A 13,647-nucleotide genomic window follows, 5' to 3' on the forward strand; every position below is an offset into this window, starting at 1 on the left:
CCTGCCATGCATTCCGGCTTACTCCCCGTCCCCCACAGTCAAACCGGGGGTTATAGTTTGGCCGGTAGGAGCAGCGCCCCTATCGGCCGGTCAATGGTTATTTCTTCTTTTTTGCAAAGTAGATGCCTGCTGCAGCCACCAGACCTATTACAACGATTACAAGAACTGCCGCGATTACAGGGTTCCTTCCCTCAGAAGCTTCCTTCTCTGCGGCCGGTGCTGCCGTTGCCGTAGGAACTGCCGTGGGCGCTTCCGTTGCCGCTGCCTGCCCCTGGTCCGCCGTATCTACCGCATTGGGATCGTAGGGCTGTTCAACTGCTATGGTATAGCAAAGGCTGTTCACCTCTTCCTGGGTAAGCGCTCCGTCAAAGACCATCAGATTGTCAATCACGCCGGTGCAGGCTCTCTTTACCATTTCAGCTTCCATATATCCGCCGACGTTAAAGCCGCCGTTGGGTTCGCCATAGGCGCCGTCATCATACAGTCCCAGGCTGTAGGTCAGACCTGCTGCAACGGCTAATCTTGCCTTCGCTGCAACCTGTCCGTCGATGTACATATAGACAAAGGCATCATTGATATTCCCATGCTCATCGTACTCATTCTGGAATACGATGGTGTAATTATGCCATTCATCCAGATGCGCCTCCATAAAGTAGCCTTCGGAGTACAGCTTATCCTGGGTTTGCCAGTCAGCGCTGTTCATCTTCGCCAGCAGCTGGATACCTTCCACATCACCGTCTTTAATAAACTCAATATCGATCGCACCGCCGCCCAAGGCACCCAGACCTGCCGGGACGATGATCATATTCGCCCCCGTATCGGTTTCGGTATAAGCCGACATCTTATAATAGAAGCTTAGCGTCATCTCCGCATAGTTATAGGATTTGTTCGGGGAAGCCAGATAGGTATTGCCGTCTAACTGGATTGCCTGACCGTCAATTCCCTCTACGAATACCGGACCGCCGTCGGTGGAGCCGATGCCATAGGTAAGATCATTTTCTGCTGCGGTACCTTTGTTGCTAAGATCGCCGTTAAAGCCATAATTTAATACATTGGTCATCACATGCTCTTCCTTGGGAAGCTCCCCGCCTGCATAAGAGCCCGTAACCGTGTATACGCCGTCAGCCGCCTCAACCGGAGCCGCTTCTCCCGCACCGATCTGAACGACCATGGAATTGCCGAATTCCGGTTTCATCAGCTCAACACCGGAATCCTTCAGGGATTGCATATCCGCAGAGCCGTCATTTAACGCTGTACCGTCCTTCGTGGAATTAATATCAAATACCGCCGTATCCTCCATGAGCGTCAGCTGAATGCTCTTAAAAATAGCCGTCAGCACTGCCGTATTCTCCGTATAGGTAACGGTTCCGTCCTCATTTGCCGTTAATTCCGGAGCAGCATAGGCCGCAGCCGCTTCCTCGTCAAAGGCAAGTGCCGCCAGCTTTGTCTTATAGTCCTCAAAGGAACTGAAATCAAAGGTAAGATTAATAACCTCCCAATCCGCGCCGCTGTCATCCACAGCGATGGAAAGCCAGCCCTCACTCCCTGAAACGTTCTGTGTATATACTGTCTTCAGATAGGTCTCTAATTCGCTGCCATGGGCGCTGAGATAATAATATGCACTGCCGTATCCGTCCTGATGGTCATTCTTTGCAATGGATGCGGTAATGGTTCTGCTCCCCGAACCATCTTCCTTGAAAAGAATGGATGCCGAGATCTGAACCGCCGTACAACCGGTGAGTGTCAGCAGGAATATCCCAAGAACCGCAAGGACAGCCAGCTTGGAACTGCGAAGCTTTGCTTTGCAGTGTTTGAATAAATACTTCATTGTAATCTCCTCCTTATATTGTTGTTGCTTTAAAACTCCTTATATCTGAGAAATCTGGGCCGGTATACATTACCGTTGAGCAAATGGCTCTCATAGTCCATACAGTTTACGTTATAGGTCATCAATATCTCATCCTCTCCGGCAATATTAAAATGTGCCTTTGCATTATACTGATAGATCTTCTTCAATCCCGTATATTCCAAATCCTCTATTTTATTCATACAGTACAGCAGCCGCGGTTTACCAAAGGGACCGTAAGGGGTATCCCCGATCCTTGCCATGATATAGTCGCTTACCCCATTGGCGGAGTAGATATAAATGTACTTCCCCCGATCCTTGCCAAAATCCATGGGCATAACACTCATCTCCGGGGACAGGTCATCTGCAATGGCCGCACTGTCCCGCATATCCCCCGACCAGCCCGTACCGTCGAAATAGGTGTATTTCTCAAAGTCGGTTATGTGTTCCGGCCGGGTTCTTGCCACCACCAGGTGCCGTACTCCGGGGCTGATCTCCTGAATGCCGTATATATAGAGGTAACCGTCTGCATTGTCCATCCCTGCCTCCGCAGTATTTGCAAAGATCCCGCAGCCGAACATCAGCTCATCCTTAAGGAACAGCGGGGTGTGAAGTGTTCTCTGGCTGGCGGCATCCAGCCTGCCCTCCTTTATGTCGAAGATCACCATATCCACACCGCTGAGATGGAAACGGAAGCCTTCCGGCAGATCCAGATTATCTGCCTCGGAGATCACATTATCGGTGAAGGAATAGAATTTTCCGCCGGTGATAATGCTATCCTGAAGCCAGTAGATATAATCCTCTTTGCTGTATATGAGATTCGTCGGTTCCATGCTCTGGTTTCTTCCCCAGAAAAACTCCAGCTTGATTTCCGCCGGGTCCAGCCCTTCCATATAACAGAAGGAGTTATTGACCAGATCTCCGCACCGCCGGGAGCCCGTCACCGGATTCACCTTACCGATGAAGGTGTCCCCAAAGGAAATCATATTCCTGGCGCCCTTGCGGCTCTCTCCCTTCGGCTTGCTCTCCCTGCCGTCCAGACTGGTAATAAAGATTCCGTCCGCCCCGGTCCAGCCCTCAAAGGAACTCATCAGGCTGCTCCAGTCTCTTGCAGGCTCCACATAATAGCCGCTGTCCGCACTGATAAAGCGGATCTTGCTTAATCCGTAACGGAATTCAAAGCCGTTGACACAGCCGTGGGTACCCAGCCCGGCTCCGCCCGCCACCGTGACCTTGATGTATCTGGTATAGACCGGCTCAAACCGGATCAGCTCTCCGTCGGTCAGCCTGGTGACACCCATAGGCTTTCCGGTACCCATGGCCAGCTCGTATTCGCCCAGCTTATTCCATTCAAAGCCGTTGACGCTTTCAAAGAGAAATATCTTCTTCAATCCCGCCCGGAGCATATAAGGCTCGTTATAATTATAGAAGTCCACTCCCTTGAGGAAGGTGCACATATTCAGGTCAAAAATCATATCCATGTTCTCCGGATTTGCCTTGCTAAGATACATGCCGGACCCATTGATTCCCTGCAATCCTCCATCCATACCATATTCGGAGGTGAGTACATCCATCTCCGGCAGGAAGGCTCTTGCATAAATGCTTCCGCCCTTGCGGGGCGCTTCGTGATAGAGGAAGAATCTCACCTGGCTCAATCCAAACCGGGTCTGACCCTCGATATATGCCCCATGGCAGCCCTCTCCGCTCTCAATGTCCGGAACGATCTTAATATATCTTGCAGACAAGCCTCCAAAATCCACCGGAGAATGCTTTCCGTCATCCAGATTGGTTGCTTGCCTGCCCGGCTTTCCGTCCGCCGCGGCGAATATATAGGGATAGCCGGGACCCTGAAACTCCAGGTATTCCTCATTGTCATAGCTGTAAAAGATTTTAACCCTCTTCAGTCCGGCTCCAAAACCGTCCGTCTGATTCAGATTCCAGATGCACATCCAGCCAAGGCGTATAACGCTGCCAAAATCAAAACCGATCCATACATTCTTTGTTACATTTCTGGCCGACAGCCAGACCGCCTCCAAATCCACCCCGCGGGTATGCTCCATGCCGCCGTAGCCGCTCATATCGGCACCGCTCACCACATTTTCCGGATTCCTTATATAGGTGCCTTCCTTGGCAAAGGCAGATGGTTTTATAAACTTACCGTAAATCATATCCTTCCTCCATTAATCATTATAAAATGCCCATTTCCTGCGCGCTGTCTGGATTACCAGCACAAACACCGACAGGATCACCAGCATGATCCAGGACATGGCCGATGCATAGCCCTGTCTGCCCACGGTAAATCCAATATTATAGATGGAATAGCCCAGGTAATTAGTATTATATTCCCCGCCCGTCATCAGCATCGGCTGTACAAATACCTGAAATGCGGCGATGGTCGAGGTCAGCAGATTGTAGAACAGGATCGGCGATATTGCAGGCAGCGTTACGTGAAAGAACTTTGACCTTGCGGTACCGCCGTCCACGGAGATGGCCTCGTACAGCTCCACGGGAACATCCGTCAGAGAAGACAGGAAGATGACCACCGTCCCTCCGACGCTCCACATTCCCATAATTGCAAGGCCCACCGTCGCCCATTTATAATCATGGAACCAATCCGGCCCGTTAATTCCGAGCCGGGAGAGCACCGTATTAAATACACCGGAAGAACCCAGTAACTGCTTCCACAGATACACCACGGAAACAATGCTCACCAGCGTCGGTATATAATACAAAGCCCGGAACAGCTTCCTTCCCCGCACCTTCGCGTTCAGCAGCATCGCCAGGGAGAGGGCGAACACCAGATTAAGGGGTACGCTCAGCAGGACAAATTCAATGGTATAGCCGACACTCTTCCAGAACTCCGGATCAGTCAGGATGATCTTATAATTCTGGAACCCCCTCCCCTCCACAAACATCGAGGTGGTCGTGGCATTGGTGCAGGAAAGGTATAGAGAATAAAACAAAGGGAAGGCCATCAGAAGAATAAAGCCGATCAGCCAGGGCGCCGCAAATAAAACGCCCATGACCGCTTCCCTCCGGTTATATCTCTTTATTCTTTTCTTTTTCTCCGCGCTTTTCATAATTAATCTCCCATCCGCCGCTGTCCGGCAGCTTAAAACATCCTTTATATCAGCCGTTCTCCCTAGTAGGCGGTTTTCAGCTTCTCAATGGCCTTTTCCGCATTCTGGAGCGCCTGATCCACCGTATACTTATCGGAAACCATATCGGTGACCGCTCCCTGAACCTCACCCCACCAGTTGGGCGCATTATAAATATAATCATATGCCTTGCGGAAGGACATCTCCTTAAGCACAACCGTCTTCACCGGATCTGTAATTTCCTTGAACAGCTCGTCATATACCGCAATATTGGCCGGCATATTGCTGGACTTTGTCAGGACCTCCTTCTGGATCTCCGTCCCGCACAGGTACTTCACAAATTCCCATGCCGCTTCCTGTTTTGCCTTGTTCTTTCCGGAAAGGCGGTTAGAAACCTCAACAGAGAAGCCTCCCGAGAAATTATAATGGTTCTCCTCTATGCGGTCGTAGGGAACGGGAGCCGCTCCGAGAGGAATCCGCTTTCCTTCCTCCAGCTTATCATTCTGCCAGGGAATCTCATTTGTGGCGATCATCATGGCAACCTTTCCGCTCCAGAAAAGATTGGTCTTGTTATCTCCTGCTGAATCCAGGAATGCATTGACCTTGGCAAAAGGCAGGGTGTGGGTCAGTCCATACCAGGCTTCAAAGCCTGCGCGGACTCCCGGATCCGTAGTAATCGTCGGATTACCGTCCGCATCGAAGAATTCTCCGCCCTTGCTCCATACGGCATTGACAAACATGCAGTTGCCGACGCTGACATCAAAGCCCAGCTGTGTTATTCTGCCGTCCTGCTGCCTGGTCAAAAGCTCCTGATAAGCCATCAGCTCATCCCAGGTCTGGGGTGCGCGGACATTCCCGCTGTCATCCACCAGATCATCCGGCTTCCCGGCAACGGTGCTGTTCTCCTTCCCTGCCGCCTTGGTGGCGAGCCAGTCCGCATCCGATGTGCCCGCCAGCTCATTCAGCAAATCAACATTATAGTAGAGAACCCGGTTATCCAGGGCATAGGGTAATCCGTACAGCTTTTCTTCATAGGTCATGGGCTTTAAATCAGCCTCATAAAAATTATCCCGCTTCAGCGTCTCATCAAAGAACTGTGACAGCTCCATGGATACCCCGCCCTTGGCCCGGTCCGCCGTATCCTTAATGGTCTGGATATAAATATCCGGCCCGTTGGAATCCGTCATAGCCGTGGTAATCTTCGTAAAATAATCCCAGAACGAAATACCCGTATATTCAATGCGGATATTCTCATGGGTTTCCTCAAACCGCTTGATTACTGACAGCGTCCATTCATAATTGGCATCCCCCTCCGGGTAAATTGACCAGAACTTCAGGGCAACCTCCTCATTGCCCTTGCCCGGCGAGGAACAACCCGTCATCGTCATTGCGGCCAGCATAACCACCGCCAGCAAACAGCTTAATACTTTTACTTTCCCTCGTTTCATACCTCATTCTCCTCCATTGATATAGTTGTTAGCCTTTTACTGCTCCTGATTTTATACCTTCCAGAAAATATCTCTGGCAGAATACAAAAATAACAATATTAGGTATCATTGAAATAATAGAACCGGCCATCAAAAGGCTCCAGTTGGTGCTGAGCTGGGAAAAAAATGCCCTTAACCCCAGCGCTACCGTTGTCAGTGCGGTGTCATTAATATAGATCATCGGCCCCATATAATCATTCCAGGAAAACAGGAAGGCAAACACGGCAACCGTGGCAATGACCGGCTTTGACAGCGGCATCATAATCCTCCACCAGATGCCCAGTTCTCCGGCGCCGTCGATCTTGGCCGCTTCATAGGTCTCCTTCGGAACGGTTTTAAAAAACTGCTGGATCAGAATTACATTACCGGCACCGCCTCCCAGAAAGGCCGGCAGGATCAGCGGCCACCAGGAATTTGTCAGCCCCATGGAGCTGTACATCTTATAAGTAGGAATCATTAAAACAGATCCGGGTATCATCATAGTCACCAGCATGAGGGAATAGATAAAATCCCTTCCGGGCCATCTGAGTCTGGCAAAGGAATAGGCCACCAGGCTGGCTGAAACCGTGGTCCCAAGCACCGTCAGTCCCGTCACTATTCCGCTGTTCATAAAATACCTGGCAAAGGGAATCTGCCGGAATACATCAAGATAGTTCTGCCAGCGCCATGAGTCCGGTATCAGCTGGTCCTTCAAGCCTACCGCCGTCATCATCTCCGATTCTGTCTGAAGAGAGACGGAAAGCATATAGATAAAGGGGAATAAGAAATATACCGCAAAGAAGGTCAGCAACAATAAAACACTTCCTGTATAGACAGCTTTTTTCGCCCTCTTTTTCCCGCTCAGTTGATTGTATTTTACAACTTCTGTTCCATCCAATCTCATATTGTTCACCTAAAACCCCATTCACTCATTATTTACATCTGTTACAACTTTTCAACTTGATAATATCAACTCAAAATTATCTCACTTGCTGTATATCACAACTAAATACTATCACCTGTTTTCTCATTTTGTCAACATGTTACACAATAAAATATGCTCATCCGGTAATAAACTTGATAAATTTGATATACAATCCATTTTTTATGGATCAATTATCCTGTCCATTGTTGTATTTAGCCAACACATTCTTTTATACTTAGTAGTATATTTACTTTTTTAATAATTTTCATTGTCTATTGCCCCGGACTTTAAGGTCATTTCTACTAATTTAATCCGATATATCACAGTTTTCTATTGACACATCTGCATTTTTACCGATATAATCAAATTAGTAATAACTTGTACAACTTGTATGTTCATAACCAAGTTTCAGGAAAGGGGTGACCCATGAGTAATTTTCTTTATAAACAGATTAAAGACCATCTCCTTCAGTTAATTGCAGATAACCGGCAGGTACCACATTACAAGCTTCCCTCGGAGAACCAGCTTGCGATGAAATTCAACACCTCCAGAATCACCGCCAAGCGTGCGTTAACCGAGCTTCAGGAGGAGGGATACATCTACCGCTACCAGGGAAAAGGCAGCTATATCAATACCGAGAAACAGAACAGCAAAGCGGAGCCCTCGGCAAGCTTCATCTGTATGCTCCTGCCCAACATCGGAAGCAACTTTATCTCCAATATTGTATCGGGAGCAAGAACTGTGCTGAAACAGAACGGATACCATCTTCTGCTGATGAGCGAAAGGGAGGAGGATCTCCTTCAGGATAACCTGGTCAGCAATCTGGTGGAGCTGGGCGTAAAGGGCATTATCGTTTTTCCCAACAGCTCCGCCCGTTACAACAAAGATCTGCTTCTTCTTGCCTTTAACAAATTTCCGGTGGTGTTTGTGGACCGCACCCTTCATAATATCGACGTCAGCTCCGTAAGCAGCGATCATCTGGAGATGAGCAAAAAGGCGGTACAGCATCTTATTGACAGAGACTGCAAAAACATAGGCCTGATCACTGTGCCCGCGGAATACGGCAGCAGCTCAGCCCGCAGAATCTCAGGTTATGAGCGCGCCCACATGGAGAACAATCTTCTCATCAAATCCAGTAACATTCTGTATGTCACCAAGGATATGCCGGATCTGACAGAGAGAATCTGTGAATATTTCAGAACAAATCCGGATCTGGACGGAATACTTTCCTATGGCGACATCATAGGCATTCATGTATATTCCGCCATCCGCGCCTGCGGCATCGGAGTGCCTCAGGATATGAAGGTTATTTTCTTTGATAATGAGTATATGAATTACCAGGACATCCTTCCCTTCTCTTCCACCTGCATCTCGCAGCGCAGCCTGGAGATCGGAGAAACTGCGGCAAATCTGATCATAAAGTATTTAAAGAAGCATTCCATCGGAAATGATAAGATTATGATCGATTGCGATATTATAGAAAAGGACTCGACAAGGATATGAAAATTGAAAAAATTTATTATTTTGCAGCTACCCATTGGGACAGGGAATGGTACAAGACGGTGGATCAATACCGTTACCGGCTCATTCCTGTCATGGATAAGATCCTTCATACGCTGGAAACCGATTCTGAATTTAAGCTATTTACCCTGGACGGCCAAACCAGTATCCTGGAGGACTATCTTGTGATAAGGGGCAATACCCCTTATGAACACGCTCTGGAGACCCTCATCCGGGACGGACGTCTTCGAATCGGTCCCTGGTATACCATGCCCGATGAATTTCTCATCTCCGGTGAAAGCATGATTCAAAATCTGCTGTACGGCCATTCTATCTGTGAAAAATACGGAGCGGAGGCTTTAAGGGCCGGATATGTCTGCGATACCTTCGGTCACATTGCCAACCTTCCGCAGCTTCTGAACGGCTTTCACATTCAGAATGCCCTGATCAGCCGGGGAACCAACGACCATGATACGGACTGCTTCTTCGACTGGTTTTCGCCGGACGGTTCCCGCCTGCTAACCTTTAAAGCGCCGGAGGTCTGCGGCTATGGCTCCTTCTTCTTTGAAGCCATGAGTGAATTCGCTCCCGATTATTCTCTCCATCTGGATCAAATTACAGAGAAGGCAATTCAATATGTGGAGCGGGAACTGACTCGCACCGCCCTCCCCTATGTCATCCTCATGGATGGCATGGATCATGAGACTATCCATGAGTTCATGCCGGAGATTCTGAACCGGCTGTCGGCCCATTTTGACTGTCCCGTTGTGCAAGAGCCTCTGGACAGGGTATTTGCCCAGATAAAGGAAGGGATGATCCCCTCTGCCGGCTCAGTTTCCGAAAAATCAACCAAAAGGTACGGTGAGCTCGCCAGCCACGCTAAGGCATATGAGATGCACATCAAGCTCATTCCCCACACACTGTCCTCCCGCTATGACCTGAAATGCGCAAACGACCGATGTCAGAATCTGCTGGAGTATTATGCCATGCCCTGCTCTGCCATCGATGAGATGAGGGGCTCGGAATATCTCTATTCCTATATCCGGTATGCCTATTCCCTGCTGCTGCAAAATCATGCCCATGACAGCATCTGCGGCTGTTCCATCGATGATGTCCACCGGGAGATGAACACTCGTTTCTCCAAGGTCTTCCACACAGCAGACGAATACTTCTTCCAATTTTGCGGGAAAGAATATTTCCGAATTATGAACGCGGCAGCCAGTGGAAATGCTCCGGCTTCTTCCCGGGCCGGTAACTCCCTGTGCCTGGTGAAGGTGTTTAATCCTCTTCCCTATGAATACCATGGGGCGGTTGAATTTGACATTGATTTTACCCCTGATTTTGAAATCCGTTCCCTTCCCTATATGAAATACGAACAGCGCAATTCCTTTCTCATAACGGATGAAGACCAGAACGAGCTGCCGTATAACATAATCAGCGCTTCCCGCGGAAGGAATGTGAAGCTGTTCGGCGGCAATAAACGTCCCGCCGACACTCACCGTGTTGCAGTGATGGCAAGCTTAAGGCCCCTGGGCTTTACCACCTTTATGATCAAGCCCTTTCCTCTGCCCTACCGCATTATGGACCGCTTCTCGGATTCCGGGGTGTCCTGCGAAAATGAAGTCATCCGCTTTGAGATTGCCCCCAACGGAACCTTGTCCATAACCGATAAAAAGACGGGACACCTCTATTCCGGCCTCCATTCCTTCCTGGATTGCGGTGAAATGGGTGACGGATGGTTTCACATCCGGCCCATTAACGACCGCAGCATCTCATCCTCCGGCTGCCGTGTCAGCATTGAAAAGATCTTCGACGGCTATGCAGAATGCAAATTTGCGGTACGCTATGCCTTTGAGCTTCCGAAGGAAAAAATGGAGAGCTTTCAATTTACCCGACGCAGCGATTCCTATGAAACCTGCATGATCTATTCCGAATTCAGCATTGCAAGGGATTCTGCCCTGATATCCGTGCGCACCGTAATTGACAACAATATCCGTGACCACCGTCTCCAGCTCCATCTACCGACAGACATCGTCTCGGACCATTATTATGTAAACCAGTGCAATCTCATACTCAGCCGCCCCACCGGCCCGGACCGCAGCCATTATACCTGGAAAGAAGCCGATATCACGGAGAAGTCCTTTGAAAACATGGTGTTCCTTCGTTCTGACAGCGCCTCCTCCCCCCATGGCCTGATGTTCCTCTCAAAGGGCGGCCTTCACGAAGTCTCCTGCCCCGGTTCTACGGCATGCCCCGGTTCTACGGCATGCCCCGGTTCTATGGCATGCCCCGGTTCTCCGGTATACCCCGGAGGCAGAGAAAACAGTATGGATATCACCCTCCTGCGGTGCTTCAGTAAGACTGTAAATACCGATGGCGAGCCCGACGGTCAATTACAGGGCAGACAGGTCTTTGAATATGCGATTATGCCCATATCCGATGAGACCGATTGCCAGTTGGTTCGGATCAAGGATCGGTATGTCAGCGGTTTTAAAGCATTTACCATCCCTTGCTGGCAAGGGGCCTCCTGCGGACAAGAGATATCTTACCGGCAAGGCATATCCGGTTCCGAAGGCACCCCCGTTGAGGTGCTGCCTCCGGATGAAAGCGCATTTACTTTTTACTCCGATGCCTGTACTTACCTTACCAGCATGCCCTCCCGGACAACTGCCTCCTGCATTATTATCCGTGCGGTTAATTACGCCGGAACCGCCTCCCCCTGCAGGCTGAGCTTTGCAAGGACGGTGAAGAAGACCGTATTATGCAATTTCCTGGAGGAAGAAACCGAGGACCTGAGTCCCCATGGCAATGAAGTCGAGGCATCCGCCCCTCCTTATAAAATAATCAATATAAAAGTCACCTTCTGAGCCAATGCCAATTAGTTAAGCGAAGAGCTGTAACCATTCTATCCCGGATGAATATAATATTGTAGCACTGCGGAAAGGAAGTATTTCTTTGGCTATTCGTATTTTTATAGATCAGGGCCACAATCCCAGCGGCTTTCATAATGCGGGCGCCGTGGGCAATAATCTGAACGAATCAGAAATCAACTACCAGGTAGGCATCTATCTTGCCGATCTGCTGAACAACGATCCCAGATTCGAGGCTCGCTTGTCCAGGCCCACCCCGACCACCGTACTCGGCACCAACAATGCCTCCAGTCTGGCGGAGCGCGTTAATATGGCCAATTCCTGGCCTGCTGATTATTTCATCAGCATTCACTGCAACTCCAATCCCAATCCTGCGGTGAACGGTACCGAAGTCTACATCTACCAATTTGGAACACAGGCGCAGTGGTTTGCCGAGCAAATCATGCAGGGGATTATCCAGGCAGTAGGAACTCGCAACAACGGTATCCGAGCCAATCCGTCCCTCTATGTACTGCGAAGAACACAGATGCCAGCCGTCCTGGTGGAGCTGGGCTACCTGAGCAACTCCTCCGACGCACAGAAGCTGCGGGATAATCAGTATCAATTTGCCTACGGCATATATCAGGGTATTCTGAGGTATTTTGGATTTGCTTAAACAACAACAGATGTCAGAGAGACAGCCAGGCTGAAGGATATGCTTCAATCTGGCTGTTTTGATGTAACAGTTCAGGGTGCAATGTCAGTTAGTTAAGACCCGAGCGCTGTACCAAGTCCCTTTTACTTGCCTTACCTTCGCGTGTTCAGGACGCTCCGCTTCACAAGATACGCTCAGACGGTCAGCGTAAAAGGGACTTGGTACAGCGCTCGGGTCTTAACTAACTGACATTGGTTCAAGGTGGGTCCACATCTTGTTTTCTGAAAGAAAAAGGGCTTTACAAATCAAGAAAATTATGTTAAACTTCATGTGTATAAAGTAATCATGTATGATCTCACATATTTTTGTAAGGCATTACATTGTTGATGACTTACAAAAATATGTGATTTTTTTTAACATGAAATACATTATCAAACAAGTTAATATTTTTAGGAGGTAGCTTCCATGAGCAACGGAACAGTAAAGTGGTTTAACGCACAAAAAGGATTTGGGTTTATTACTAACGACAACGGTGGAGAAGATGTGTTCGTACATTTCTCCGGTATCGCTTCCACAGGCTTCAAGACCTTAGAAGAAGGCCAGAAGGTTACATTTGACTTAGAGAAGGGTCAGCGCGGTATGCAGGCAGTTAACGTAACTCTTGCATAATAAAAGTGTAGTGAGCATGATGGGGCTTGCCCATGATCATGCGATCGGAGCTGAAGATCATGAATACGGTTTATGTTCATGATATAATGTAATGATAGTGGATTAACCGGAAGGATATGTCACATTCAGTCTAGGCTGTTGCGGCATATCCTTTTTTATAGCTTTTTTCAAGTGCGAAAAATGTGCTGCACTTGTTTTATTCTAAATCGAAAGGAGCACAGCCCTATATGAGGAAACTCGTTAAGAATGCGTAGCAGAGGCTATCGCATCCAATAGAATGGAATAGCCTTTGCCCAATCCTGAAGATCATATTTTAGGAGGAGCAAAATGAGCTATATGAAAGCAGATTTAATACTGCCGAAAGAGCTTCTGGAGCTGGTTCAGGAGTACGCGGACGGCAAGTATCTCTATATTCCCAGGAAAACCAAAAACCGTAAGGAATGGGGACATTATACCGATTCCAGGAAACAGCTTCAGCTCAGAGATTCACAGATCTATCAAAGGTACCGGGAAGGCTGTACTACGGCTCACCTGGCCGATGAATTCTATCTCTCTGTCAAAAGTATTCAGCGAATTATATTAAAAGAAAAAAAGAAAGAGTATCCTGCTTATGAAAAAGAGCTTTCATAAAGCAGGATA

Annotated in this window: 10 protein-coding genes; 5 read left to right on the forward strand and 5 right to left on the reverse strand. The window is 48.7% G+C overall.

The annotated features are described in order from the left end of the window. Positions 1 to 97: 97 nt before the first annotated feature. The 5 genes from HNQ56_RS05285 to HNQ56_RS05305 form a co-directional block, all read right to left on the reverse strand. Positions 98 to 1,828: a LamG-like jellyroll fold domain-containing protein gene (locus tag HNQ56_RS05285; protein ID WP_429143519.1), complete on the reverse strand. Its 1,731-nt coding sequence runs from the start codon at positions 1,826 to 1,828 to the stop codon at positions 98 to 100. Positions 1,829 to 1,857: 29 nt separating this feature from the next. Further along, on the reverse strand, positions 1,858 to 4,014 hold the full coding sequence (locus tag HNQ56_RS05290) for a discoidin domain-containing protein (RefSeq protein WP_429143521.1): 2,157 nt from the start codon (positions 4,012 to 4,014) through the stop codon (positions 1,858 to 1,860). Positions 4,015 to 4,026: 12 nt separating this feature from the next. Beyond that, positions 4,027 to 4,926, reverse strand: a complete 900-nt coding sequence (locus HNQ56_RS05295; protein ID WP_429143523.1) for a carbohydrate ABC transporter permease — start codon at positions 4,924 to 4,926, stop codon at positions 4,027 to 4,029. Between the two features lie 62 nt (positions 4,927 to 4,988). After that, positions 4,989 to 6,392: an extracellular solute-binding protein gene (locus HNQ56_RS05300; protein ID WP_429143525.1), complete on the reverse strand. Its 1,404-nt coding sequence runs from the start codon at positions 6,390 to 6,392 to the stop codon at positions 4,989 to 4,991. A 28-nt stretch (positions 6,393 to 6,420) separates the two neighbouring features. Then, positions 6,421 to 7,314 (reverse strand): carbohydrate ABC transporter permease, encoded by an 894-nt coding sequence (locus tag HNQ56_RS05305; protein WP_429143527.1) that lies wholly within the window; start codon positions 7,312 to 7,314, stop codon positions 6,421 to 6,423. A 447-nt stretch (positions 7,315 to 7,761) separates the two neighbouring features. Here HNQ56_RS05305 and HNQ56_RS05310 point away from each other — a divergent pair, with 447 nt between their 5' ends. From HNQ56_RS05310 to HNQ56_RS05330, 5 genes are all read left to right on the forward strand, one after another. Then, entirely contained in the window at positions 7,762 to 8,838 is a 1,077-nt protein-coding gene (locus tag HNQ56_RS05310; RefSeq protein WP_429143529.1) for a GntR family transcriptional regulator, read from the forward strand. Next, a complete protein-coding gene (locus HNQ56_RS05315; RefSeq protein ID WP_429143531.1) occupies positions 8,835 to 11,702 on the forward strand; it encodes a glycoside hydrolase family 38 N-terminal domain-containing protein in 2,868 nt (955 codons plus the stop codon). Before HNQ56_RS05310 ends, HNQ56_RS05315 begins: the two co-directional genes overlap by 4 nt. An 88-nt stretch (positions 11,703 to 11,790) precedes the next feature. After that, positions 11,791 to 12,360, forward strand: a complete 570-nt coding sequence (locus tag HNQ56_RS05320) for an N-acetylmuramoyl-L-alanine amidase family protein (RefSeq protein ID WP_429143533.1) — start codon at positions 11,791 to 11,793, stop codon at positions 12,358 to 12,360. Positions 12,361 to 12,804: 444 nt separating this feature from the next. Beyond that, positions 12,805 to 13,008, forward strand: a complete 204-nt coding sequence (locus HNQ56_RS05325) for a cold-shock protein (protein WP_429143535.1) — start codon at positions 12,805 to 12,807, stop codon at positions 13,006 to 13,008. 327 nt (positions 13,009 to 13,335) lie between these two features. Beyond that, positions 13,336 to 13,638: a CD3324 family protein gene (locus HNQ56_RS05330; protein ID WP_429143537.1), complete on the forward strand. Its 303-nt coding sequence runs from the start codon at positions 13,336 to 13,338 to the stop codon at positions 13,636 to 13,638. Positions 13,639 to 13,647 lie beyond the last annotated feature (9 nt).

Source organism: Anaerotaenia torta (assembly GCF_050433395.1).
In the GTDB taxonomy this organism is placed as follows: Bacteria; Bacillota; Clostridia; order Lachnospirales; family Lachnospiraceae; genus Mobilitalea; species Mobilitalea torta.

Excerpts from the sequence above, each read along its gene's own strand:
- HNQ56_RS05285 (WP_429143519.1), bottom strand. The coding sequence starts at position 1,828 with ATGAAGTATTTATTCAAACACTGCAAAGCAAAGCTTCGCAGTTCCAAG.
- HNQ56_RS05290 (WP_429143521.1), bottom strand. The coding sequence starts at position 4,014 with ATGATTTACGGTAAGTTTATAAAACCATCTGCCTTTGCCAAGGAAGGC.
- HNQ56_RS05295 (WP_429143523.1), bottom strand. The coding sequence starts at position 4,926 with ATGAAAAGCGCGGAGAAAAAGAAAAGAATAAAGAGATATAACCGGAGG.
- HNQ56_RS05300 (WP_429143525.1), bottom strand. The coding sequence starts at position 6,392 with ATGAAACGAGGGAAAGTAAAAGTATTAAGCTGTTTGCTGGCGGTGGTT.
- HNQ56_RS05305 (WP_429143527.1), bottom strand. The coding sequence starts at position 7,314 with ATGAGATTGGATGGAACAGAAGTTGTAAAATACAATCAACTGAGCGGG.
- HNQ56_RS05310 (WP_429143529.1), top strand. The coding sequence starts at position 7,762 with ATGAGTAATTTTCTTTATAAACAGATTAAAGACCATCTCCTTCAGTTA.
- HNQ56_RS05315 (WP_429143531.1), top strand. The coding sequence starts at position 8,835 with ATGAAAATTGAAAAAATTTATTATTTTGCAGCTACCCATTGGGACAGG.
- HNQ56_RS05325 (WP_429143535.1), top strand. The coding sequence starts at position 12,805 with ATGAGCAACGGAACAGTAAAGTGGTTTAACGCACAAAAAGGATTTGGG.
- HNQ56_RS05330 (WP_429143537.1), top strand. The coding sequence starts at position 13,336 with ATGAGCTATATGAAAGCAGATTTAATACTGCCGAAAGAGCTTCTGGAG.